General features: G+C 74.0%; 21 protein-coding genes and 1 pseudogene. 10 read left to right on the forward strand and 12 right to left on the reverse strand.

Annotation, left to right across the window (positions count from 1 at the left end; genetic code table 11):
* The first annotated feature begins 62 nt into the window (after positions 1 to 62).
* Positions 63 to 1439, forward strand: coding sequence for a peptidase C39 family protein (locus ACOBQU_RS32510; RefSeq protein ID WP_423632095.1), 1377 nt, complete (start codon positions 63 to 65; stop codon positions 1437 to 1439).
* A 62-nt stretch (positions 1440 to 1501) separates the two neighbouring features.
* On the opposite strand, the gene ACOBQU_RS32515 is transcribed toward ACOBQU_RS32510, so the two are convergent.
* The gene (locus ACOBQU_RS32515) at positions 1502 to 2992 is read right to left on the reverse strand and encodes a M1 family metallopeptidase (RefSeq protein WP_423632097.1); all 1491 of its coding nucleotides are present in this window, start codon (positions 2990 to 2992) and stop codon (positions 1502 to 1504) included.
* 256 nt (positions 2993 to 3248) lie between these two features.
* On the opposite strand from ACOBQU_RS32515, the gene ACOBQU_RS32520 reads away from it, so the two are divergent.
* Entirely contained in the window at positions 3249 to 3395 is a 147-nt protein-coding gene (locus ACOBQU_RS32520; protein ID WP_423632099.1) for an SCO1431 family membrane protein, read from the forward strand.
* Here ACOBQU_RS32520 and ACOBQU_RS32525 read toward each other — a convergent pair.
* From ACOBQU_RS32525 to ACOBQU_RS32540, 4 genes are read right to left on the reverse strand one after another with little or no spacing between them, the layout of a single operon-like run.
* A complete protein-coding gene (locus ACOBQU_RS32525) occupies positions 3373 to 3792 on the reverse strand; it encodes a hypothetical protein (RefSeq protein WP_423632100.1) in 420 nt (139 codons plus the stop codon). The two genes, ACOBQU_RS32520 and ACOBQU_RS32525, sit on opposite strands and share 23 nt — an antisense overlap.
* The gene (locus ACOBQU_RS32530; RefSeq protein WP_423632102.1) at positions 3765 to 4280 is read right to left on the reverse strand and encodes a hypothetical protein; all 516 of its coding nucleotides are present in this window, start codon (positions 4278 to 4280) and stop codon (positions 3765 to 3767) included. The genes ACOBQU_RS32525 and ACOBQU_RS32530 overlap by 28 nt, the downstream gene beginning before the upstream one ends.
* Before the next feature lie 30 nt (positions 4281 to 4310).
* Positions 4311 to 5273 (reverse strand): DUF6114 domain-containing protein, encoded by a 963-nt coding sequence (locus tag ACOBQU_RS32535; protein ID WP_423632104.1) that lies wholly within the window; start codon positions 5271 to 5273, stop codon positions 4311 to 4313.
* Positions 5264 to 5878 (reverse strand): DUF6230 family protein, encoded by a 615-nt coding sequence (locus ACOBQU_RS32540; protein ID WP_423632106.1) that lies wholly within the window; start codon positions 5876 to 5878, stop codon positions 5264 to 5266. The genes ACOBQU_RS32535 and ACOBQU_RS32540 overlap by 10 nt, the downstream gene beginning before the upstream one ends.
* Before the next feature lie 165 nt (positions 5879 to 6043).
* On the opposite strand from ACOBQU_RS32540, the gene ACOBQU_RS32545 reads away from it, so the two are divergent.
* Entirely contained in the window at positions 6044 to 6724 is a 681-nt protein-coding gene (locus ACOBQU_RS32545; protein WP_423632108.1) for a TetR/AcrR family transcriptional regulator, read from the forward strand.
* Positions 6725 to 6803: 79 nt separating this feature from the next.
* On the opposite strand, the gene ACOBQU_RS32550 is transcribed toward ACOBQU_RS32545, so the two are convergent.
* A complete protein-coding gene (locus tag ACOBQU_RS32550; protein WP_423632110.1) occupies positions 6804 to 8069 on the reverse strand; it encodes a glycoside hydrolase family 18 protein in 1266 nt (421 codons plus the stop codon).
* 486 nt (positions 8070 to 8555) lie between these two features.
* Here ACOBQU_RS32550 and ACOBQU_RS32555 point away from each other — a divergent pair, with 486 nt between their 5' ends.
* Entirely contained in the window at positions 8556 to 9728 is a 1173-nt protein-coding gene (locus ACOBQU_RS32555; protein ID WP_423632112.1) for an acyl-CoA dehydrogenase family protein, read from the forward strand.
* On the opposite strand, the gene ACOBQU_RS32560 is transcribed toward ACOBQU_RS32555, so the two are convergent.
* A complete protein-coding gene (locus tag ACOBQU_RS32560; RefSeq protein WP_423632114.1) occupies positions 9691 to 10392 on the reverse strand; it encodes a hypothetical protein in 702 nt (233 codons plus the stop codon). The genes ACOBQU_RS32555 and ACOBQU_RS32560 overlap by 38 nt on opposite strands.
* A gap of 540 nt (positions 10393 to 10932) precedes the next feature.
* On the opposite strand from ACOBQU_RS32560, the gene ACOBQU_RS32565 reads away from it, so the two are divergent.
* Both ACOBQU_RS32565 and ACOBQU_RS32570 read left to right on the forward strand, forming a co-directional pair.
* Positions 10933 to 12060, forward strand: a complete 1128-nt coding sequence (locus ACOBQU_RS32565) for a hypothetical protein (RefSeq protein WP_423632116.1) — start codon at positions 10933 to 10935, stop codon at positions 12058 to 12060.
* A 60-nt stretch (positions 12061 to 12120) separates the two neighbouring features.
* Positions 12121 to 13212 carry a phosphotransferase family protein gene (locus ACOBQU_RS32570; protein ID WP_423632118.1) on the forward strand — a complete coding sequence of 364 codons (1092 nt, stop codon included), beginning with the start codon at positions 12121 to 12123 and terminating at the stop codon, positions 13210 to 13212.
* Positions 13213 to 13239: 27 nt separating this feature from the next.
* Here ACOBQU_RS32570 and ACOBQU_RS32575 read toward each other — a convergent pair.
* Positions 13240 to 13706: pseudogene (locus tag ACOBQU_RS32575) on the reverse strand (hypothetical protein).
* 346 nt (positions 13707 to 14052) lie between these two features.
* Between ACOBQU_RS32575 and ACOBQU_RS32580 the strand changes: the two are divergent.
* The 4 genes from ACOBQU_RS32580 to fxsA all read left to right on the forward strand — a co-directional run bounded on the left by ACOBQU_RS32580 (position 14053) and on the right by fxsA (position 18261).
* Complete coding sequence (locus ACOBQU_RS32580) at positions 14053 to 14493, forward strand: Lrp/AsnC family transcriptional regulator (protein ID WP_423632120.1); 441 nt, start codon at positions 14053 to 14055, stop codon at positions 14491 to 14493.
* 163 nt (positions 14494 to 14656) lie between these two features.
* Entirely contained in the window at positions 14657 to 16288 is a 1632-nt protein-coding gene (locus ACOBQU_RS32585; RefSeq protein ID WP_423632122.1) for an amidohydrolase, read from the forward strand.
* 545 nt (positions 16289 to 16833) lie between these two features.
* Positions 16834 to 17634, forward strand: a complete 801-nt coding sequence (locus tag ACOBQU_RS32590; protein ID WP_423632124.1) for a polyprenol monophosphomannose synthase — start codon at positions 16834 to 16836, stop codon at positions 17632 to 17634.
* A 66-nt stretch (positions 17635 to 17700) separates the two neighbouring features.
* Complete coding sequence (fxsA, locus tag ACOBQU_RS32595; RefSeq protein ID WP_423632126.1) at positions 17701 to 18261, forward strand: FxsA family membrane protein; 561 nt, start codon at positions 17701 to 17703, stop codon at positions 18259 to 18261.
* A 107-nt stretch (positions 18262 to 18368) separates the two neighbouring features.
* Here the strand turns inward: fxsA and ACOBQU_RS32600 are convergent, their stop codons facing one another.
* The 4 genes from ACOBQU_RS32600 to ACOBQU_RS32615 all read right to left on the reverse strand — a co-directional run bounded on the left by ACOBQU_RS32600 (position 18369) and on the right by ACOBQU_RS32615 (position 21876).
* A complete protein-coding gene (locus ACOBQU_RS32600; protein ID WP_030360404.1) occupies positions 18369 to 18743 on the reverse strand; it encodes an RNA polymerase-binding protein RbpA in 375 nt (124 codons plus the stop codon).
* A 256-nt stretch (positions 18744 to 18999) separates the two neighbouring features.
* Complete coding sequence (locus ACOBQU_RS32605; protein WP_423632128.1) at positions 19000 to 20370, reverse strand: MFS transporter; 1371 nt, start codon at positions 20368 to 20370, stop codon at positions 19000 to 19002.
* A gap of 43 nt (positions 20371 to 20413) precedes the next feature.
* On the reverse strand, positions 20414 to 21181 hold the full coding sequence (locus tag ACOBQU_RS32610; RefSeq protein ID WP_423632130.1) for a glycerophosphodiester phosphodiesterase: 768 nt from the start codon (positions 21179 to 21181) through the stop codon (positions 20414 to 20416).
* Positions 21178 to 21876: a YczE/YyaS/YitT family protein gene (locus tag ACOBQU_RS32615; RefSeq protein ID WP_423634856.1), complete on the reverse strand. Its 699-nt coding sequence runs from the start codon at positions 21874 to 21876 to the stop codon at positions 21178 to 21180. Before ACOBQU_RS32615 ends, ACOBQU_RS32610 begins: the two co-directional genes overlap by 4 nt.
* Positions 21877 to 22014: the final 138 nt, after the last annotated feature.

Raw genomic sequence — 22014 nt, forward strand, 5'->3', positions numbered from 1 at the left:
CGGCCACCGCCGCCCGGCGGGCGCCGGAACCCACGCCGACTGGGGGCCCGACCATGGACAGCATGTCCCGCAGAAGAATGCTCACCACCGCGGCGGGCGTCGCGGTCGCCGCGGCCACCACCGCCGGTGCCGCAGCCTCGACACCCCCGGCCGCTCCCGCCGCCCGCCCACGCCCGCCGCGCGCCGACCGCCAGGTGGACAACCGCTTCTGGACCACCCCCAAGGACTGGGCCGCCGGAACGGCCGACGGCACCCGCACCGTCGCCAGGCCCCGCGCGGGCGTCGAGCTGGCCCGGCCCCTCGGCACCGTCTCCTACGCCGACCCGCACACCGGCAGGACCAGCACCTGGGAGTACGCCCGGTGGACCGGCCCGGTGCACCGCCCCGCCGTGGCCGCCACCGAGGTCATCGCCTCCTGGAACGCCCGCACCCCCGTGGGCACCTGGATCCAGGTCGAGGTGGAGGGCCGCTACACCGACGGCACGAGGACGCCCTGGTACGTCCTCGGCCGCTGGACCTCCGGCGACGACCGGGAGGACCCCGGCGCCCCCGTCATCCGCCGCACCTCGGTCGACGGCCAGCGGGACGGCACGTCCTCCGTCTGGACGGACACCGTGGCGATCGACGACACCGCCGCGCCCCAGCGCCTGACCGCCTACCGCCTGCGCCTGACCCTGTACCGGGCGCCCGGCACCGCCCTCACCCCCACGGTGTGGCGGCTCGGCGCCATGGCCTCGGCCGTGCCCGACCGCTTTACGGTGCCCGCCTCGACCCCGGGCCTCGCCAGGGAGCTGGCGGTGCCGCGCTACTCGCAGGAGATCCACAAGGGCCAGTACCCGGAGTACGACAACGGCGGCGAGGCCTGGTGCAGCCCCACCTCCTCCCAGATGGTCCTGGAGTACTGGGGCCGCGAGCCGACCGCCGACCAGCTCGCCTGGGTCGACCCGTCCTACGCCGACCCGCAGGTGTGCCACGCGGCCCGCTTCACCTACGACCACCAGTACGGCGGCTGCGGCAACTGGCCGTTCAACGCCGCGTACGCCGCCACGTACCCCGACACGCAGGGCGTCGTCACCCGGCTCGCCTCGCTCACCGAGGCGGAGCGGCTGATCGCCGCGGGCATCCCCGTCATCACCTCCCAGTCGTTCCTGAAGGAGGAGCTGACCGGCGCGGGCTACGGCACGGCGGGCCATCTGATGACCGTGATCGGCTTCACCGCCGACGGGGACGTGGTCGCCAACGACCCGGCCTCGCCCAGCAACGCGGCGGTGCGCCGGGTCTACCGGCGGCGCGAGTTCGAGAACGTGTGGCTGCGCACCAAGCGCAGGAACGCCGCCGGGAACGTCGTCCCCGGCACCGGCGGCGTCTGCTACCTGTACTTCCCGCTGCGGCCGACGAAGGCCCAGCTCGCGGCGCTGGCCTCGGTCGGCGTGCGCTGACGCGGGGCCCCGCCGCCCGGAACTGCCGGAGGCGGGGCCCGCGCTCAGGGCGCCCGGGAGGCTCAGGTCGCCGGGTCCACCACCCAGTCCGGGTGGCCGGGCATCGGCGGCGTCTTCGGCCCGTACAGCCACGGCTTCAGGAAGCCCGCCAGGTCCTCGCCCGCGACCTTCGACGCCAGGTCGACGTAGTCCTGGGTGCTCGCGGTCTTCCCGCGGTACTGGCTGACCCAGGCCCGCTCGATCTTCTCGAAGGTGGCGTCGCCGACCTTCTCGCGCAGCGCGTACAGCACGAGCGCGGAGCCGTCGTAGCGCATCCGCTTGAAGAGGTTCGGCTCGGTGGGCTCGGCGGGTGCGCCGAAGTCCTTGCGCCACTGGTCGTGCGCCTTGTACGCGGCCTTCATCGCCGCCTCGAAGCTGTCGCCGCCGTGCGCCTCGGAGTACAGCCGCTCGTAGAACCGGGCGTGGCCCTCGCTGACCCACAGGTCGGACCAGCTGGCGAGCGCGACGCTGTCGCCGAACCACTGGTGGGCCAGCTCGTGCACCAGGTTCCGCTCGGCGTCGACCTGGGTGCCGAGCAGGTCGGCCTTCGGTACGAGGGAGAGGGTCTGGGTCTCCAGGGCGACACCGAGGTCGGTGTCGCCGACGAGGACGCCGTACCGGTTGAACGGGTAGGGGCCGAGCCTGTCCTGCAGCCAGGCCAGGTGGTCCGAGGTGAGCTTGCGGTACTTCGCGGTCGGCTCGACGAGTGCGTCCGGCACCACGTCGCGGATCGGCAGGCCGCCGGGGCCCGTGCGCTCGTCGAGGGTGAACTTCCCGATCGCGAGCTGCACGAGCTGGGTGGAGAGCGGCTGCTCGGAGTCGTACGTCCAGCGCACGCGGTCGCCGGGCCTGGCGCTCCGGTCGACCAGCTTGCCGTTGGCGACGGCCGTCAGCTCCTTCGGCGTGGTGATGCGGAAGGTGATCGGGGCCCGCTGGCTCGGGTGGTCGTTGGCGGGGAAGATCAGCCGGGCGCCGTTGGGCTGCGGGTAGACGACCGTGCCGTCGGGCGTGGGGATCCAGCCGTAGTCCTCGATGGCGTCGTCGCGGTGCCTGATCTGCGTGGGGTCGGCGGTGTAGCTCACCTTGACGGTGAAGGCGCGGCCCTTGGCGATCGGCGTCTTGGGCGTGACGGTCAGCTCGTCGCCGTCGCGCGCGGTGCCCGCGGCCCGGCCGTCGACGGTCACCGCGTGCAGGGTGTTGCCGCCGAAGTCGAGGTTGAAGCGGGACAGGGACTGGGTGGCGGTCGCCTTGACGGTCGCCGTCGCCGCGAACGGCGTCTTCGGGGCCTGCCAGTCGAAGTCGAGCAGATAGCGGTCGACCCGGTACCCGCCGTTGCCGTCGAGCGGGAACATCGGGTCGCCGAGGCCGGGGGCGCCCGGCGTGGGCTTGGCGTCCGTGGGGTCCGTGGGGGTGGTGGTGGCGTACGAGACCGGTCCGGTGAGGGCGGCCGCCACCGTGACGGCCGCCGCGAGGGCGAGCCGCGCTCTGCGGCGGGGCGTCGTGAACGTACTCATCGGAAACCTTTCGGTCGGATGGCGCGCGGACGTGCGACGTACGCCGAATTAGACGCGCGACCCCCGGCGTCAGTTGTGGCCGAGCGGCCGTACGGGTGCGGCCGGGCACCCGGCCGGGTGAGCCGCCGGTGTTCGCCCGGTGTCCGCCGGGCGGGCCCCCGGGTGACCAACGTCTCTCCCGTGACCGGCGGATTCGCTGGCATGGTGGAGGGGCCAGTGGGGGAAGCCACTGCCGGACGATCCACCGAGAGTTGCCATGACCGCGAGCTCCGCCACCGCCACCGTCTCCCGGGCCCGTACGGGCGGCCCGAAGGAGGACGGGCCCAAGCTCCTCGAACACCTCCTGGGCTGGACGCTCGTCGTGGTGCTCGCGATGCTCGTCACTCAGGTCGGTCTGCTGTGACCTGAGCCGCCCCGGCGGAGGCGGCCGGGTCCGCCCGCCAGTGCCCGCGGGGGACGCCCACCAGGCCGTACAGCCGCCGCACCGGCGAGCGCCGCGCGAGCAGCACGACGCCCGCGACCACCGCGAACAGCGCAAGCCCCAGCCAGGCGCCGAGCAGCCGCACCAGGACGCTCGCGATGACGGCACCGGCGAACGGCAAGCCGTAGACCCCGGCCGCCGCGATGGCGACGGCCAGGACGCGCGGCACCCCCCGGTCCGCGTCCGCGCCCGGCAGCGCCCAGCCCTCCAGCAGCCAGCCGACCTGCGTCACCAGCAGCGTGCCGACGACCGCGGCGCCGAAGACGAGCAGCGCGAGGAACGTGCCGGACGTCAGGAAGTCCAGGGCGTTGTTGACCACGCTGTCCTCCGCCCAGTCGGCGTGGTCGCGCGCCCCGGGGACAGGAACCGCTCGTAGCCGCTGCCGTCCCAGCCGTGCACCAGCGTCCCGAACAGCAGGAAGTGGCCGCCGACGCACTGGAGGTACGCCCCGTAGCCCGCGCCCACCAGGACCAGGGCCTGCGCCGCGACGAACCCGAGGACGGCGGCCACCGGGATGCCGCCCGCGTACAGCAGCACGAAGCCCGCCCAGAGCCCGTCGTGGCCGCGCGCGACGTGCATGGTCGCCCACGACGGGTTCTGCCACAGCAGGAACAGCCCCGTCGGCACCATGAGCACCGCCGCGAACAGCAGCGTCAGGGCCAGATACGGGTTGGCGGCGCGGCTGCGCGTGCGCGGGCCCTCGCCCGCGTTGATCCGCTCCCACACCCGCAACTGGCGTCCCGCGGCGAGCGCGGAGCCCGCGCCCACCGCGTACGCCCAGAACAGCGCGGCCTGGATCTGGACCACGGTGACCTCCCAGGACCTGCCGGAGACGGTTCAGGGGTGCGCCCGCAGGCTGAGGCCGCCCGCGTCGATCACGTCCGAGGTGACCAGGGCCTGCTCGGCGCTGACGTCCGTCATGAACACGAAGGGCGGTACGAGCGGTGGCACGGGCAGCCTGTCGGGCGTGAAGGTGATGCAGAGCAGGCCCTCGACGCAGCCGCGGAACTTGGTCAGGTACAGCGTCACCTTGCCGCGCAGGTCCAACGTGTCGGCGGCGAGCGACAGCTCCCTGGAGCCGTCGCGGGTCCGCAGGCGGTAGTCGGTGAGCGAGGCCGCGTCCATGCGCAGGACCATCACCTTCAGCGGGCCGTCCGCGGTGGGGACCGTCCGGACGCCCGCGACGATGAAGCCCCGCGGCGCGAACAGCGTGGTCGTCACCGTCGGCGGGGTCCGGGCCGCCACCGCGCCGTCGCCGGGAGCAGCGGCCCGCGCCGGGACCGCGCCCCACAGCGCCGCCCCGGCGAGGACCACCGGAAGCAGCACGGCGAGGGTCCGCGTGCCCTGCCCGTCGCGGACCTTCGGCGCGCCCGTCGCCTCCTGGTCGTCCTGCGCCACGGGCGTCCAGCCGAACCCGAGCGCGCTGCCCACGATGCCGAGCACCATGCCCACCAGGAACCCGCCGAGGTTGGTCGCCGCGAACGACAGCACCGAGAGGATCAGCGCGTTGACCGACACGTAGTGGTGGGCGCCCGGCAGCACCCACAGGAAGACCCCGGCGACCACCAGCGCGATGCCGATGCCGATCGCCGCGATGCCGCCGATCCCCAGGCTGACCAGGACGGTCAGCGGCGACAGCGGCACCACCAGCAGTTCGGCGCCGCCCAGGACGAGCAGCAGCCCGCCCCAGAAGGGCCGGGTGCGCCGCCACCGGCGGAACACCCGGCGCGCCTCCCGCAGCGGAAGCCGCTCGTCGAGCCAGCCCCCGGGGCGCGGCGCCCCGGGCCCGCTCAGAAGCACTTCCCGCCGCCCAGGCTGACGTCGAGCCGCATGCCCTTGAGCCGGAAGTTCCCGCCGGTCGCCGACCAGGCGTGGGACCTGACCTTCGACACCTCGATGTTCCCGGCCTGGAGGCCGAACTTGCCCTTCTCGCCCTTGACGCCGGACACCTCGTCGAGCGTCGAGGCGTCCCGGCCGATCTGCGCGGTGCCGAAGCGGGCGTCGCCCACCAGGTCCTCGCCGTCGATGACCAGGTTGCTCGCGGTCACGTTGCCCGCGTCGCCGCCCGCGGTCAGCTTGAACACCACCGTGCCGAGCGGCGTCTTGACCTCGGCGGCCTGGCAGATGTCGGAGAGCGTCGCGTCCCCGATGCCGAGCAGGGCCACCGGGTGGCCCTTGCCGTCGACGCTGCGGTCGGTCTCCACGTAGCTGGCCAGGCCCTTGCTGGTCAGCTTGCCCGAGGAGACCTGGAAGCTGGTGCCGGAGACCGCGAAGGACGCGGCGAGCGCGCCCTCGGCCATCACCGACGCCATCGCGCCCACCGCGACGAACGCGGGCAGCGCGACCACGGCCGCCTTCTTCCAGTTGGTTCTGCCCTCGCCCAGGGACCGCTGTGCTGTGCTCACTGTCGTCCTCCCGTACGTCGTCGCGTGCGCAAGGGGAGCGTGCAAGGAGTGTGCAGGGGGGAGTGCGTGGCGGAGCGCCGCCGAAGGGCCGCAGCGGGCCGGACGGAACACAGGGGTCTGCCATACTGCGGCTATTTCCGAGGCAGTTGGAGACTAGGGCCGAAATTGAATAATAGTCAACAGCGCGGTGCCGATCGTTCCTCCGAGCCGGAGCGGCCGCGTGCGCGCGCCACCGACCGCTCGCACGCGCGCCGCGCCGAACTCATCGCCATCGGCCGGAAGCTGTTCGCCGACACGTCCTACGACGCGCTCTCGATGGACGACATCGCCCGCCACGCGGGGGTCGCGAAGGGCCTGATCTACTACTACTTCAAGTCCAAGCGCGGCTACTACCTTGCGATCATCGAGGACTCGGTCGCCGACCTCGTCGAGCGCGCGGGCAGCGACACCGAACTCCCGCGCGTGCAGCGGGTGCACCGCACCATCGACGGCTATCTGCGCTACGCCGAGCACCACCAGGCGGCGTACCGCACGATCGTGAGCGGCGGCGTCGGCTTCGACGCGGAGGTGCACGCCATACGGGACGGGGTGCGCGAGGCCATGATCGGCACGATCGCCGAAGGGGCGTACGGCCGCCGGGAGATCCCGCCGCTCGCGCGCACCGCGCTGCTCGGCTGGCTGTGCAGCGTGGAGGGGATCACCCTCGACTGGATCGGCCCGCGGAGCCACAAGGAGCTGGAGCGGGACACCGTGCGCGAGCTGTTAGTGCGCACCCTCGGCGAGACGCTGCGCGTCATCGAGGAGTTCGAGCCGGGCTGCCCGGCCCCGCCGCGCGAGGAGCTGTAGGCGGACCCGCGCGGGCGCGTACACGAGTCAGGGGTGGACGCCCGCCGGGCGTCCACCCCTGACTCACGTGCCGTGGCGGCTAGTTGATCGCCTTGATCAGCTCACCGTTGGCGGTGTCGCCGCTGAGCTCCCAGAAGAAGGTGCCGCCGAGGCCCTGCTGGTTCTTGTAGGCCATCTTCCCCGCGATGGTCGCCGGGGTGTCGTAGCTCCACCAGTTGTTCCCGCAGTACGCGTACGCCGTGCCGCCGACCGTGCCGTTGGCCGGGCACTTGGTCTTGAGCACCTTGTAGTCGTCGATGCCCTGCTCGTAGGTGCCCTGCGCGGGGCCGGTCGCGGTGCCGCCCGGCTCCTTCTGCGTGACGCCGGTCCAGCCGCGGCCGTAGAAGCCGAGGCCGAGCAGCAGCTTGTCGGACGGGATGCCGAGGCCCTTGAGCTTGGCGATCGTGGCCTGCGAGTGCCAGTCGGGCTTCGGGATGCGGGGGTAGGAGCTGAGCGGCGAGTGGGGCGCCGTCGGTCCCTTGGCGTCCCAGGCGCCGAAGAAGTCGTACGTCATCGGGTTGTACCAGTCGACGTACTGGGCGGCGCCCGCGTAGTCCGCCGCGTCGATCTTGCCGCCCGCCGCGGCGTCGGCCGGAATCGCCGACGTCACCAGGTAGTTGGGGCCGAACTTGGCGCGCACGGCGGCCATCAGGTTCTTGTACGCGGCGCGCCCGCTGGTGTCGCAGGTCAGGCCGCAGGCGTTGGGGTACTCCCAGTCGATGTCGATGCCGTCGAAGACGTCGGCCCACTTGGAGTTCTCGACCAGGTCGTAGCAGGACTGGGCGAAGGCCTGGGGGTTCTGGGCGGCCTGGGTGAAGCCGCCGGACCAGGTCCAGCCGCCGAAGGACCACAGGATCTTGAGGTTCGGGTGCTTCTTCTTGAGCTTGCGCAGCTGGTTGAAGTTGCCGCGCAGCGGCTGGTCCCAGGTGTCGGCCACGCCGTCGACGCTCTGGTCGGCGCCGTAGGCCTTGTCGGTCGCGGCGTAGGCGTCGCCCATCGTGCACCGGCCGCCCTGGACGTTGCCGAAGGCGTAGTTGATGTGCGTGAGCTTGTTGGCGGAGCCGGACGTCTCGACGTTCTTGACGTGGTAGTTCCGGCCGTAGACGCCCCATTCGGTGAAGTAGCCGACCACGCGGGACCCGGCCTTGGCCTCGGCGGCCGGTGCGGTGTCCTTGCTGGTCCGCGCGGTCTGCTGGTCCGCGGTGGCGGTGCCCGCGCCAGCGAGCAGGCCCGCGCCGAGGACGGCACAACACGCGCTGGCCACAAGCGCCTTCACGCCTGTGCGGGGACGGTTCGGTCGTGGCATCGCTGTCTCCTCGTGGGGGGAGGGGGAACGTGTGGGGGATGGAGCGAACGGAGAGAGTCGTGCTGCTGTGACCTGCCGGGGCCTCCGCGCGGCGGCCCCGCCGCCACGGCCGCCGCCGCGGCCCGGCGAGTTGGCATGAACGCGGAAAACCCGATGGCGCTGGACTCTAGGAGGACTAGACCAGTGCGTCAATGGTTCGGACCAATCCGGATTCCGCTTGTGTCCACGCCGGGGGCGTACGGCCCCGCGTACCGCTGGACCGGACAACGCCCGGCGAAGATCGGATGCCGTACGGGAGAACCCGTGACGCCATGCCGCCGATCAGGCATACTCGACGCGCCGCAGCCGCTGGTCAGCCGCTTCCGAGACCCGGAGGGGCACCATCGGCCCGGCGGCTACCCGGCGGCGGCGCCACACCCCGTGCGCGTGTCCGCAGCAAGCGTCCGACAACGGGCGACGAGGGACGACAAGGGAGAGGTGAGCACGATGCCCGAGGCAGCCCCGCAGCCGGTGGAGCGTCAGCTTCCCACCGAGGAGGCCAGGGACCTGCTGGCACTCGTACGCGATCTGATCCAACGGGAGATCGCCCCGCACGCGGCCGCCGAGGAGGAGACGGGCCGCTTCCCGCGCGAACTCTTCGCGCTGCTCTCCGAGGCGGGCCTGCTCGGCCTTCCCTACGACTCGGCCTTCGGCGGCGGCGACCAGCCGTACGAGGTGTACCTCCAGGTCCTCGAAGAACTCGCCGCCGCGCGCCTGACCGTCGGCCTCGGCGTCAGCGTGCACTCCCTCGCCTGCCACGCGCTCGCGGGCTACGGCAGCAAGGCCCAGCAGGCCGAGCACCTGCCCGCCATGCTCGGCGGCGGGCTCCTCGGCGCCTACTGCCTCTCCGAGCCGTCCTCCGGGTCGGACGCCGCGTCCCTGCGCACCAGGGCCGTGCGCGAGGGCGACGACTGGGTCATCACGGGCACCAAGGCGTGGATCACGCACGGCGGCGTCGCGGACTTCTACACCGTCCTCGCCCGCACCGGCGGCGAGGGCGCGCACGGCGTCACGGCCTTCCTGGTGCCGGGCGACGCCGAGGGCCTGAGCGCCGCCGCGCCCGAGAAGAAGATGGGCATGAAGGGCTCGCCCACCTCGCAGCTCCACTTCGACGGCGTACGGGTGCCGGACGCCCGGCGCGTCGGCGACGAGGGGCAGGGCTTCGCGATCGCGCTCTCCGCCCTTGACTCGGGGCGGCTCGGGATCGCGGCGTGCGCGATCGGCGTGGCCCAGGCGGCGTTCGACGCGGCGCTCGGGTACGCCAAGGAGCGGCGGCAGTTCGGCCGCCCCATCGCCGACTTCCAGGGCCTGCGCTTCATGCTCGCCGACATGGCGACGCAGATCGAGGCCGGACGGGCGCTGTATCTGGCGGCGGCCCGGCTGCGGGACGCGGGCAGGCCGTTCTCCAAGCAGGCCGCCATGGCCAAGCTCCTGTGCACGGACGCCGCGATGAAGGTGACGACGGACGCCGTACAGGTCCTCGGCGGCTACGGCTACACCGCGGACTTCCCCGTCGAGCGGTTCATGCGCGAGGCCAAGGTGCTCCAGATCGTCGAGGGCACCAATCAGATCCAGCGGATGGTCATCGCCCGTCACCTCGCTGGTCCTGACTCGCGCTGACCCGCGGGTCCGGACCGCTCTCCGGAGAGGGCAGCCGGAAGCCGAACGTGGTGTCCGGGACGGACTCCGGGGCGGGCCGGGGCTCGGCCCGCCCTTCGTGGCGGCCGTCCCGGGCGGGGTCGGCCAGGGGCCTGCGGGGCGATCCGTACCGACCGTCGCGGCCCGCGCCGTACGCGCTGTCCCCGCCCGCGCTGTACGTGGTGTCCCCGCCCGCGCCGAGCGCCGCCTCCCCGCCCGCGGCGGGCGGCGCGTCCCGGCGCTCGCCGTAGCCGGTGTCCCCGCCGCCCGGGTGCCGCGCGGGGCCCGTGCCCGGCGCGAACGAGGTCTCCCGGGGCGGCCCGAACTGCCCGCCGCCGCCCGCCTGGTACGGCTGCCCGCCCCCGCCGGTGTCGAAGGCGCCCCCGCCGTCACCGGGGCGGTACGAGCCGGTGACGGGCCCGCCGTACGCGCTCTGCCCGCCGCTGCCGTACGCGCTCTGTTCGCTGCCCCTGTCGCCGCCGTACGCGTTCTGTCCGCTGCCCCCCGCGCCGTACGTGCCCTGCCCGCCGCCGCTCCCGCCCGCGCCGAAGGCCCCCTGCCCCTCGCCGAACGGCGTCGCGCGCCGGTCCCCGAACCACGGCTCGCGGGCCATCCCGAACCGCCCGCCGAACTGACCCGTCCGCACGGTGGGCTCCGCGAGGCGCACCCACTCCGGGTCCTGGCGGCCCGGCAGCGTCCGGCCGCGCTCGGCCCAGTGGCGCAGCAGGGCCCGGTAGATCGGCGGGTCCTGGGGCTGGGTCGGCTGGGGCGGGGGAGGGGACGGCTGCGGCTGCGGGGCATAGGGAGGCGACTGTGCGTACGGCGGCTGTGGTGAATACTGGGACGGGCGAGGAACCGATTCTGCGGAACCGGGACCTGACGTGAGCGCCCGCCTGCGGTGGCCTGACGGAGCATGTGTGGGGGTCGTCATGTCCGGCCAACGCGCGCCACCGCGAGCAGGTCACCATCGGGTCGAATCGAGCGTGAGTTCAGGCCGCGCCGCCGCGGGCCGCGCGCGCCGCACCGCGCCCGCGCCGCCGCGCGCGAGGGGCTCGGACAAAACCGGGGCGAGCCGGGGGCGCGGACCCGGCACGCGTATGGCCCCGGCACGGCATCTGACGTACCGTCAACTGCGCGCCGCAAGACCCGGGCGCCGTCAACTGCCCTGCTCCCGGGGAGGTGTGCCGTGCCGGACGACCGTCCCGTGCCGCTCGACGAGTACCCCGTCCACCAGGTGCCGCTGTCGATGAAGCACGTCGCCACCGGCGACCGCAACGCCTACGACCGCTGTATCTTCCAGGTCTTCGACCACGACGGCCGCGCCCTGCTCGTCCTCGGTCTGGGTGTCTATCCGAACACCGGTGTCATCGACGCGTACGCCACTCTGCGCATCGGCGATACGGTGCACGCCGTACGCGCGTCCGACGCGCTGGGCGACGACCGTACGGACCTGGCGGTCGGCCCGCTGCGCATCGCCGTCGACGAACCGCTGCGGACGCTGCGCCTCAGCTGCGCCGCCGACCCGGACGACGCCGACTCGCTCGCGTACGACCTCACCTGGACCGCCGACTTCCCGGCGCTGTGGGAGCCGCACCACGTCCAGCGCCGCGGTGGCCGCCTCACGCTCGAAGGCCGCCGCTTCGTGCAGGCGGGCCGCTGCGCAGGGACGATCCGCGTCGGCGGTGACACCCTACCGGTCACCGCGGACCGCTGGACGGCGACCCGTGACCGCAGTTGGGGCGTGCGACCCCTGCCCGGTGAGGACGGCGGGCGCCTGGCCGAGGAGTTCGCCACCGAGGGGTTCCACTGGATCTGGTGCCCGGTGCGGTTCGACGACCGCTTCCTGATGGTCATCGTCCAGGAGGACGCCGACGGCTACCGGACCCTGAACGACGCCACCCTCGTCCGCCCCGGCCACCGCGACCGCCAACTGGGCTGGCCGCGGGCCGACATCAGCTACCGGCGGGGCACCCGGCAGCCGCGGAGCGCCGTCGTCCACCTCACCGGCCCCGACGGCCGCGAGCCGCTGGAGCTGGGCGTCGAGGTTCTCACCTCCCTGCCGCTCGCCGTCGGCGCGGGCTATCCGCCCGCCGACGACTGGCAGCACGGCACCTGGCGCGGCCGGTCCTGGTGCGACCGCCGCGCCTACGACCTGTCGGACCCGGCGGCCCACCCCCTCGCCGGGTACGGCGTGACCGACCACGCGGCGCGCTGCACGCTCGACGGCCGCGTCGGCCACGGGGTGTTCGAGCACGGCACCTTCGGCCGCCACGACCCGAGCGGCTTCACCGGCTTCGACGCGGTGGCGCCCTGACCGCACGCGCCGCCACACGGCCCCGCGGCGCCCGCGGGCCGCCCCGAGAGGAGCGCGCACATGGCCACGGCACCCCGGCCCCGCACCACCACCCGGGACCCCGACGAGCTGGCCCGCCGCCTCACCGCCTGGCTCGGCACGAAGCTGCCCGGCGCGCGGGCCGTGGACGTGTCCGTGCCCGCGGCCAACGGCATGTCGAGCGAGACCCTGCTGTTCACCGTCGACCACCCCCGGCCGCCCGCCCGGGCCTGCGTGCTGCGACTGGCGGCCGACCCGGCGGCGTACACGGTCTTCCCCGTGTACGACATGCCCCGGCAGTACCGCACGATGCGCCTGGTCGCCGAGCACACCGATGTGCCCGTGCCGCGCGTGCTCTGGCTGGAGGAGGACCCCGGGCCGCTCGGCGCGCCGTTCTTCGTCATGGAGCGCGCCTTCGGCCGGGTGCCGCCGGACGTGCTGCCGTACACGTACGAGGGCAACTGGCTGCACGCCGCGAGCGACGCCGAGCGGACGCGCCTGGAGGACGCGACGATCGGCGTCCTCGCGCGCCTGCACGACCAGGCGCCCCTCGACCGCGCCGCGTTCCTGGACCTCCCGGGCCAGGGCGACCCGCTGCGCCGCCACGTCACGGCCCAACGCGCCTACTACGACTGGGTGGTGACCGGGTTGCCGCGCTCACCCCTCATCGAGAGCGCCTTCGCCCGCGTCGAGGAGCTGTGGCCCTGCGACCCCGGCGAGACCGTGGTCAACTGGGGCGACGCCCGCGTCGGCAACGTCGTCTACGCCGGGTTCGAACCCGTGGCCGTCCTCGACTGGGAGATGGCCTGCACGGGCCCGCGCGAGGTGGACCTCGGCTGGACCGTGTACCTGCACCGGTTCTTCCAGGACCTGACGGTGAGCCTGGGGCAGCCGGGGCTGCCGGACTTCCTGCGCCGCGACCGGGTCGAGGAGCGGTACGCGGAGCTGACCGGCCACCGGCCGCGCGCCATGGACTTCTTCACCCTGTACGCCGCGCTGCGGCACGCGATCGTCATGCTGCGCGTCGCCCACCGCCAGGTGCACTTCGGGGAGGTGACGCCGCCGGACGACCCCGACGCGCTGATCCCGCACCGCGCCAGCCTCGCGGCGATGGTGCGCGGCGACTACTGGTGAGGCGGGGAACCGCGAGGTGACGGGCGGTCAGGCCGCGGCGCGGCGCGGCTGCTGCCGGGGCACCCGGATCGGGCGCGAACCGGGGCCGCCCACGTGCGAGAACGGCTGGGTGCGCCAGTCCAGGCCCTGGGGCAGCGTGAGCAGCAGGGCCGTGTCCTGCTCCTGGAGCAGGGGGACTCGTCGGCGGACTCGGCCTCCGACGCCGCGCGGCCCGTGCCCGCGCAGACGGTGAGCCCGAAGGGGTTCCACGGAGTGGGGCACAGGGCGTGCTCGGGCAGGATGTCCTCGTCCGCGAGCAGCGCGATGGGCTGCCCGCAGTCCGGGCAGGTCACGCGGTACATCTCGAAGGTGTCGTAGAGGTCGAACTCGTCGTCGGCGGTGGCGTCGGACGCCTGGAGCGCGTCGACGGGTTCGACGCCCTCCGGCGCGGGCTCGAGCTCGACGGACTGCTGCTTGCGGCGCGCGGAACGACCGGGGCGCTTCAGGTTCTGCATGGAAATCTCCCCCTCGGGTGGGCCGACAAGGCACTGCGGCCTCGACCACAGCAAGCACTTCCCGCCCGGTCCTTCGGGTAATCGCGGCATCTCTACGGACACGGCCAGCTGTATGTGGCGTTCGTCACATGCCGGGTGAAGGTGCCGCCGCGCCCGGGGCGCCGCCGGAGCGCGGAGCCCGCGCGCGGTGGCGTACGGGACGCTCCGGTGGAACGCCCCCTACGGAAGGGCGGGGCCGCCCTTCGGGGGGCCGTGGGCCCGTGCGCGGGGCGCCGGAACGGTTCTTCAGGCTCGCTCGACGTCACTCAAGTACCCGTGGGGATCAAGGGCACTGTAGGTTCTGCGCATGGAGGAGCTGGACCGACAGATCGTGGAGCTGCTCGTCAAGGACGGGCGGATGAGCTACACCGACCTGGGCAAGGCCACGGGCCTGTCCACGTCGGCCGTGCACCAGCGGGTGCGCAGGCTGGAGCAGCGCGGGGTGATCCGCGGGTACGCCGCGGTCGTCGACCCCGAGGCCGTGGGCCTGCCGCTCACGGCGTTCATCGCGGTGAAGCCGTTCGACCCCAGCGCCCCCGACGACATCGCCGAGCGCCTCGCGGGCGTGCCCGAGATCGAGGCCTGCCACAGCGTGGCGGGCGCCGAGAACTACCTGCTGAAGGTCCGCGTCGCCACCCCCCACGAGCTGGAGAACCTCCTGGCCCGGCTGCGCTCGCTCGCCGGGGTGTCCACGCACACGACGGTGGTCCTCTCCACTCCGTACGAGGCCCGGCCGCCCCGCATCTGACTCACTCCGTACGAGGCCCGGCGGCCCCGGATCTGACTCACTCCGTACGAGGGCCCTGCCGCCCTGGAGCTGACGCCGCGTCCCGCGCCGCCTTCCGCCGCGCGGGCGCCCCGGGCCACCCCCGGCGACCTGCCGCCCCCGCCCAGGCGCGAGACTGTTCCCCATGAGCGAGCGCCACACCCCCGACAGCGGACAGCGCACCGTCCTGCTGCGCGGCGGAGAAGTCCACAGCCCCGCCGACCCCTTCGCGACCGCGATGGTCATCGAACGCGGCCAGGTCGCCTGGGTCGGCTCCGAAGGTGCCGCCGACGCCTTCGCCGACGGCGTCGACGAGGTCGTCCACCTCGACGGCGCCCTGGTCACCCCGGCGTTCACGGACGCGCACGTGCACACGACGAGCACCGGTCTCGCCCTGACCGGACTCGATGTCTCCGGCGCCCGCACCCTGGACGAGGCGCTCGCCCTCGTGCGCGCGTACGCCGCCGCGCGCCCGCACGACCGCGTGCTGCTCGGCCACGGCTGGGACGCCGCCCGCTGGCCCGGCGGACGGCCGCCCACGCGCGCGGAGCTGGACGAGGCCACCGGCGGACGTCCGCTGTACCTGTCGCGCATCGACGTCCACTCCGCCGTCGTCAGCACCGCGCTCCTCGACCTGGTGCCGGGCGTCGCCGACGCGGCCGGGTTCGCCGCCGACGGGCCGCTGACCGCCGACGCCCACCACCTGGTCCGGGACGCCGCCCACGGCGCCCTCACGCCGCTCCAGCGCGCCGAGGCCCAGCGCGCCGCGCTCCGCCGCGCCGCGTCCCTCGGCATCGGCTCCGTCCACGAGTGCGCGGGGCCCACCATCTCCGGAGAGGACGACTTCACCGCGCTGCTGCGCCTCGCCGCCGAGGAGGCGGGCCCGCGCGTCGTCGGCTACTGGGGCGAGCGGGGCGCCGACGGCGTCGCCCGCGCGCGGGACCTCGGCGCCGCGGGCGCCGCCGGTGACCTGTTCGTGGACGGCGCGCTCGGCTCGCACACCGCCTGGCTGCACGAGCCGTACGCCGACGCCGACGCCACCGGGAACACCTACCTGACCGCCGCGGACGTCGCCGACCACGTCGTCGCCTGCGCCGGGGCCGGGCTCCAGGCGGGCTTCCACGCGATCGGCGACGCCGCCGTGACCGCCGTGATCGAGGGCCTGCGCGCCGCCGCCGACACGGTCGGCCTGGCCCGCGTCCGCGCCGCCCGCCACCGCGTCGAGCACGCCGAGATGCTCACTCCCGAGACCGTCGCCGCGTTCGCCGAGTTCGGCCTCACCGCGTCCGTGCAGCCCGCCTTCGACGCGCTGTGGGGCGGCGACGGCATGTACGCCGAGCGCCTGGGCGCCGAGCGGGCCCGCACCCTCAACCCGTACGCGGCCCTGCTGCGCGCCGGGGTGCCGCTGGCCTTCGGCTCCGACAGCCCCGTGACCCCGCTCGACCCCTGGGGCACCGTCCGCGCCGCGGCCTTCCACCGCACTCCGGAGCACCGCGTGTCCGTGCGCGCCGCGTTCACCGCCCACACCCGGGGCGGCTGGCGCGCCATCGGCCGTGACGACGCGGGCGTCCTGGTGCCGGGCGCCCCCGCGGACTACGCCGTGTGGCGCACCGGCGAGCTGCTCGTGCAGACGCCGGACGACCGGGTGGCCCGCTGGTCCACCGACCCGCGCTCCGGCACCCCCGGCCTGCCCGACCTCACGCCCGGCGCCGACCTGCCGGTCTGCCTGCGCACCGTGGTCGGCGGACGCACCGTCTACGTGGGGCCGGACGAGTGACCGGGCGGGGGCGGGGCGGCTCCGAACGGGCCCACGCGGCGCGTCGCACCGCCCCCGCCCCCTTGCCACTGACCTGCTGATCTACGACGGCACCGCAGGTCAGAGGGCTATTGACAGACGGCGGCCGTCGACGGGTAGTTTCGGCCGCGTCCACCACAGGACGTCTGACCGGCGAGCCCTCCACGCGGTCGTCGAACGCCGCTGGGTCACGGGCGGGGTGCCGCACCGGCGCACCGCCACAGGGAGCCAGGTCCAGTGCCTGCGACGCGGAGGCGGGAACGTCACCGCCGGACAGGGCGTCCCTCCTGCTCCTCGCGAGCTCGGGGCGGTGCGACCCGGGTGGGGCCCGGACGCTCAGTAGACAACGGCTCTCGGTCGACCCGCAGCCAGCGGTTCCCAGGCCGGCCCGAAGGGTGCCGGGCCCCGACCCGCAGGATCGCTCCTGCGCGCGCGGCGCCCGCCCGGTCCCCCGACGCCCGTGGCGGCGCAACCGCCCAGGCCCGGGCCACTATGGTGGTCCCCTGCGTACGAACGAAGGGGCAGTAGTGAGCAACGGCGGCGGGACCAGCGGAGCAGCGGAGGCGGGGCGGCAGTTCGGCCCGCTCGGCCAGGCCTTGGTGATCATCCCGACCTACAACGAGGCGGAGAACATCCAGGCCATCGTCGGCCGGGTGCGCGCCGCCGTGCCCGAGGCGCACGTCCTGGTCGCCGACGACAACAGCCCCGACGGCACCGGCAAGATCGCCGACGAGCTGGCGGGCGACGACGACCAGGTCCATGTGCTGCACCGCAAGGGCAAGGAGGGCCTGGGCGCCGCCTACCTCGCGGGCTTCTCCTGGGGCCTGGAGCACGGCTACGGCGTCCTGGTCGAGATGGACGCCGACGGCTCCCACCAGCCCGAGGAGCTGCCGCGCCTGCTCACCGCCCTGAAGGGCGCCGACCTGGTGCTCGGCTCGCGCTGGGTGCCCGGCGGGCGCGTCGTCAACTGGCCCAGGTCCCGCGAGTTCCTCTCCCGCGGCGGCAGCACCTACTCCCGGCTCCTGCTCGACGTGCCGATCCGTGACGTCACCGGCGGCTACCGCGCGTTCCGGCGCGAGACCCTCGAAGGCCTCGGCCTCGGCGACGTGGCCTCGCAGGGCTACTGCTTCCAGGTCGACCTGGCCCGCCGCGCCGTGAAGGCGGGCTACCACGTGGTGGAGGTGCCCATCACCTTCGTCGAGCGGGAGCTGGGCGACAGCAAGATGAGCCGGGACATCGTCGCCGAGGCGCTGTGGCGGGTCACGGCGTGGGGTGTGGGGGAGCGCGTCGGCAAGGTCATCGGCCGCAGGCCCGCCGACCCCCGCTGATCGCCCCGCTCGCTCCTGATCACCCCGCTTATCCCGGTCTGAGGCGGGGCCAGGCACACTGGGAGCATGACGACTGGCGCACCGCCTCCCTTCACGACCCCCGCCCGGCCCCGGCGCTCCCGCGCCCTCAGGTTCCTGCCCCTCGGCGTCGCCGCGTGGCTGGTCCTGGAGATCTGGCTGCTGACCCTCGTGGCGGGCGCGACCAGCGGCGTCACGGTGCTTCTGCTGCTCGTGGGCGGCCTGGTGCTCGGTTCGTACGTCATCAAGCGGGCCGGTCGCCGCGCGTTCAGGAACCTGAGCGAGGCGCTGCGGCAGCAGCAGAGCGGGCTCGCCCCCGCGCCCGACCAGGGCGGCGGCAGCGCCCTGACGATGCTCGGCGGCCTGCTGCTCATCCTGCCGGGCCTGATCTCCGACGCCCTCGGGCTGCTGCTGCTCGTGCCGCCGCTGCAGAGGGCCCTCAGCCGGTCCGCGGAGCGGGCCGTCGAGCGGAAGCTGGGCGGCCTGGGGGACGCCTTCCAGCAGGCCCGCATGCGGCAGTCTGACGGCAAGGTGGTGCAGGGCGAGGTCATCCGCGACGACCAGCCCCCGCGCGGCCCGCGCCCGGACGACCCCCAGCTTCCCCGCTGACGGCGACCGCCGGACGGGCTCGGCCCCTGCCGGTGACGACACGACGAGGGCGGGCCCACTGCAACGCAGTGGGCCCGCCCTCGTCGTACTGCTGAATCGCCGCGCGCCTAGGCGGACTTGCGGCTGTCCCGCGGATGCACCGCGATGTTCATCGCACCGGAGCGAAGAACCGCGAGGCGCTCCTCAAGGACCTCCTCCAGCTCTTCGCGCGTACGGCGCTCCATGAGCATGTCCCAGTGCGTGCGCGCGGGCTTGCCCTTCTTCTCCTCCGGTCCGTCGCCGTCCACGAGAAGTGCCTGGGCCCCGCAGACCTTGCACTCCCACTCCGGCGGGATCTCCGCCTCCACCGAGAACGGCATCTCGAAACGATGTCCGTTCTGGCATGCGTACTCCACGGCCTGGCGCGGGGCCAGGTCGATGCCGCGGTCGGTCTCGTAGCTGGTCACCACGAGGCGCGTGCCGCGAAGAGCTCGCTCACTCATGAATCGTGCCTCCCGGGCTTGTCGCCCACAGGACAGGTGTCGCTGTCGTCGTCATCCGGACAACGTCCGGTCGGCGGTAAAGATTCCCGTTCCGGGTCATGCGTCGCCGTCGTATGCCGCCCCTTGTTGTACCCACAGGCGCCCGGTTTGTCACATCTGGCAGCAGATGTCACTCCGCGTTTCCGCGTGCTCAGCGCGCAGTAACGGTCCGCCTGGCAGGCCAAAGGCGTACACTACCGGCCCGCGCCGCCCGATGTTAAATCCGGTCCGGCACGGGATTGCCCGCGGCCCGCACCGCCCGGCGCACCGGCACCCGCGCGAGCAGCGCGAAACCGATCACGAAGAAGGCCACCAGGGAGCCGATCGCGTCCCGGTACGACCCCGTGAGCTGGTACGTCAGGCCGAAGATCAGCGGGCCCAGCCACGCCATGCCGCGGTCGCTGATCTCGTACGCCGAGAAGTACTCCGCCTCCTTGCCCGGCGGCACCAGATGGGAGAAGAGCGAGCGGGACAGCGCCTGCGTCCCGCCGAGCACCAGCCCGATCCCGGCGGCGAGCACGAAGAACCACACCGGCGCCCCGGCCGGGAGGAAGTACCCGGCGCCGATCGTCACCGTCCACGCCACCAGCGAGCCCAGGATCACGCGCTTCGCCCCGTGGTCCCGCGCCAGCCTGCCGAGGGCCAGCGCGCCCGCCACCGCGAGCACCTGCACCAGCAGGACCGCCACGATCAGCGTCGACTGCCCAAGGCCCAGTTCCTGAGAGCCGTACACCGACGCCTGCGTGATCACCGTCTGCACGCCGTCGTTGTAGACGAGGTACGCCAGCAGGAAGGCGAGCGTGTGGGGGTGGCGGCGCATGTCGCGGACCGTCGCGGCCAGCTGCCGCCAGCCGTGTCCCTGTCCGGGCCCGGCCGCCGCGGGCCCGCCCCGGTCCCGCAGCCGCCGCAGCGGCACCAGCGTGAACGCGCCCCACCACAGGCCCGCCGACGCCAGGCAGATGCGCACGGCCGTGCCCTCGGAGAGCCCGAAGCGGTCGTGGCCCAGGTACAGGGCCAGGTTCGCCACCAGGACCAGGGCCCCGGCCGCGTACCCGAAGGCCCAGCCGCGCGAGGAGACCGCGTCCCGCTCCTCGGGCTCCGCGATCTGCGGCAGATAGGCGTTGTAGAGCACCATCGACACGGCGAGCGCCACGTTCGCGACGATCAGGAGGAGTCCGCCCAGGAGGTAGCGGCCGTCCGCGACGAAGAACATGGCCGCGGTGGCCCCGGCGCCCACGTACGCGGCCGCCCCGAGGAGGGGCTTCTTGCGCCCCGTGCGGTCGGCGGCGGCCGCCGCGAGCGGCATCACCAGCACCGACACCACCACGGACAGCGACACCGCGTACGCGAAGTACGAACCGGCCCGCACGGGGATGCCCAGCGGGTGCACATGGCCATCCGCGTCCGCCGCGGCCTTGGCGACCTCCGTCAGATACGGCCCCAGGAACACGGTCAGGACGCTCGTCGAGTAGACCGAGCAGGCCCAGTCGTAGACGTACCAGCCGCGCTGCTCGTGCCTGCGCCGTGCGGCCTCCCGCGGCTCCTGCGGATCGCGTGGCGCGGACGCGCGCACGGTGTCGGTGCTCAACCGGTGACCCCTCGTCTTCCCCGTGGTCCGCCGCCGTCGGCGGTCAGACCCAGGTCCCCCGGTCCTTGAGCACCTCGCGCAGCGTCTCGATGTGATCCGTCATGATGCCATCGACCCCCAGGTCGAGCAGGGCGTGCATGCGGTCCGCCTCGTTGACGGTCCACACGTGCACCTGGAGGCCGCGCGCGTGGGCGGTGCGCACGAAGCGGTGGTCGACGACCCGGACGCCCGACTGCCACTCCGGCACCTGGGCGCACACCGCCGAGATCCGGGGCGTGGCGGGGACGCCCAGCGAGCGCAGGCGCAGGCCGAGGACGCCGCGCGTGCCGAACGACGTCGCAAGGCGGGGGCCCGCGAGCCGCTGCGCCCGCGCCACCCGGCCCTCCGAGAACGAGCCCACGCACACCCGGTCCCAGCAGCGGGTCCGCTCGATCAGATCGAGCAGCGGCAGCAGCGCGGGCTCCGCCTTCACGTCCACGTTCCAGCGCACGTCGGGGAACTCCTCAAGGAGGTCCGCGAAGAGCGGCACCGGCTCGCTGCCCGCCACCCGCGCCCGGCGCACCTCGCTCCACGGCAGGTCCGCGATCCGGCCCGTGGCGTCCGTGACCCGGTCCAGCGTGGCGTCGTGGAAGGCGACGAGGTGACCGTCCGCGGTGGCGTGCACATCCGTCTCTACGTAGCGATAGCCCGCCTCTACGGAGCGCCGGAACGCGGCGGCGGTGTTCTCCAGGCCGTCCGCCGCCCCGCCGCGGTGGGCGAAGGCCAGCGGCCCCGGATGGTCGAGATAGGGATGGCGTACGCGCGTGGTCACCGCTGAAGTATCACCCGCCGCGATGGCGCCCCGGCGGCCACCGCGCCACCGGCCGACGGCGCGGGCACGGTGAACAGACGCAGGAAGAACTGGGCGAGCGGCCCGATGGTCAGCGCGTACAGGACCGTGCCGACGCCCAGCGTGCCGCCGAGCACGAAGCCCGTGACGACCACCGCGACCTCCACGCACGTGCGCGTCAGGCGGATGGAGCGGCCGGTGCGCTGGTGGAGCCCCGTCATCAGGCCGTCGCGCGGGCCGGGGCCGAACCGGGCCGCGATGTACAGGCCGGTCGCCACGCCGTTCAGGACGATGCCCGCCACCATGAGGGGAATCCGCACCCCCAGGGCGTGGGCGTCCGGGACGAGCGCCAGCGTGCCGTCCAGGGCGAGGCCCACGACGAAGACGTTGGACACCGTGCCGAGGCCCGGCCGCTGCCGCAGCGGGATCCACAGCAGCAGCACCGCCGCGCCCACGATGATCAGTACGACGCCGATCGACATCCCGGTCCGCTCGGCCAGGCCCTGGTGCAGCACGTTCCACGGCTCCAGGCCGAGGCCCGAGCGCAGCAGCAGCGCCGAACTGGCGCCGTACAGGGCGAGGCCCACGTACAGCTGCGTCAGGCGGCGCGGCAGCTTCCGGCCGCCGGGACGCGGCGCCGCGGGCCGCTCCGTGGGGGCCGCCGAGCCCTCTGGCACCGGGGACGCCGACGCGGCCGGGTCCGCTGGCGCGACCGGGTCCGCCGACGTGGCCGGATCCACCGGGTCCGCCGGATCCACCGGGTCTGCCGGATCCGGCGGGGTCGAAGGGCCGGATTTCGCCGTGGACAAGGGATA

Source organism: Streptomyces sp. G45, from assembly GCF_049542095.1.
Lineage (GTDB): Bacteria > Actinomycetota > Actinomycetes > Streptomycetales > Streptomycetaceae > Streptomyces.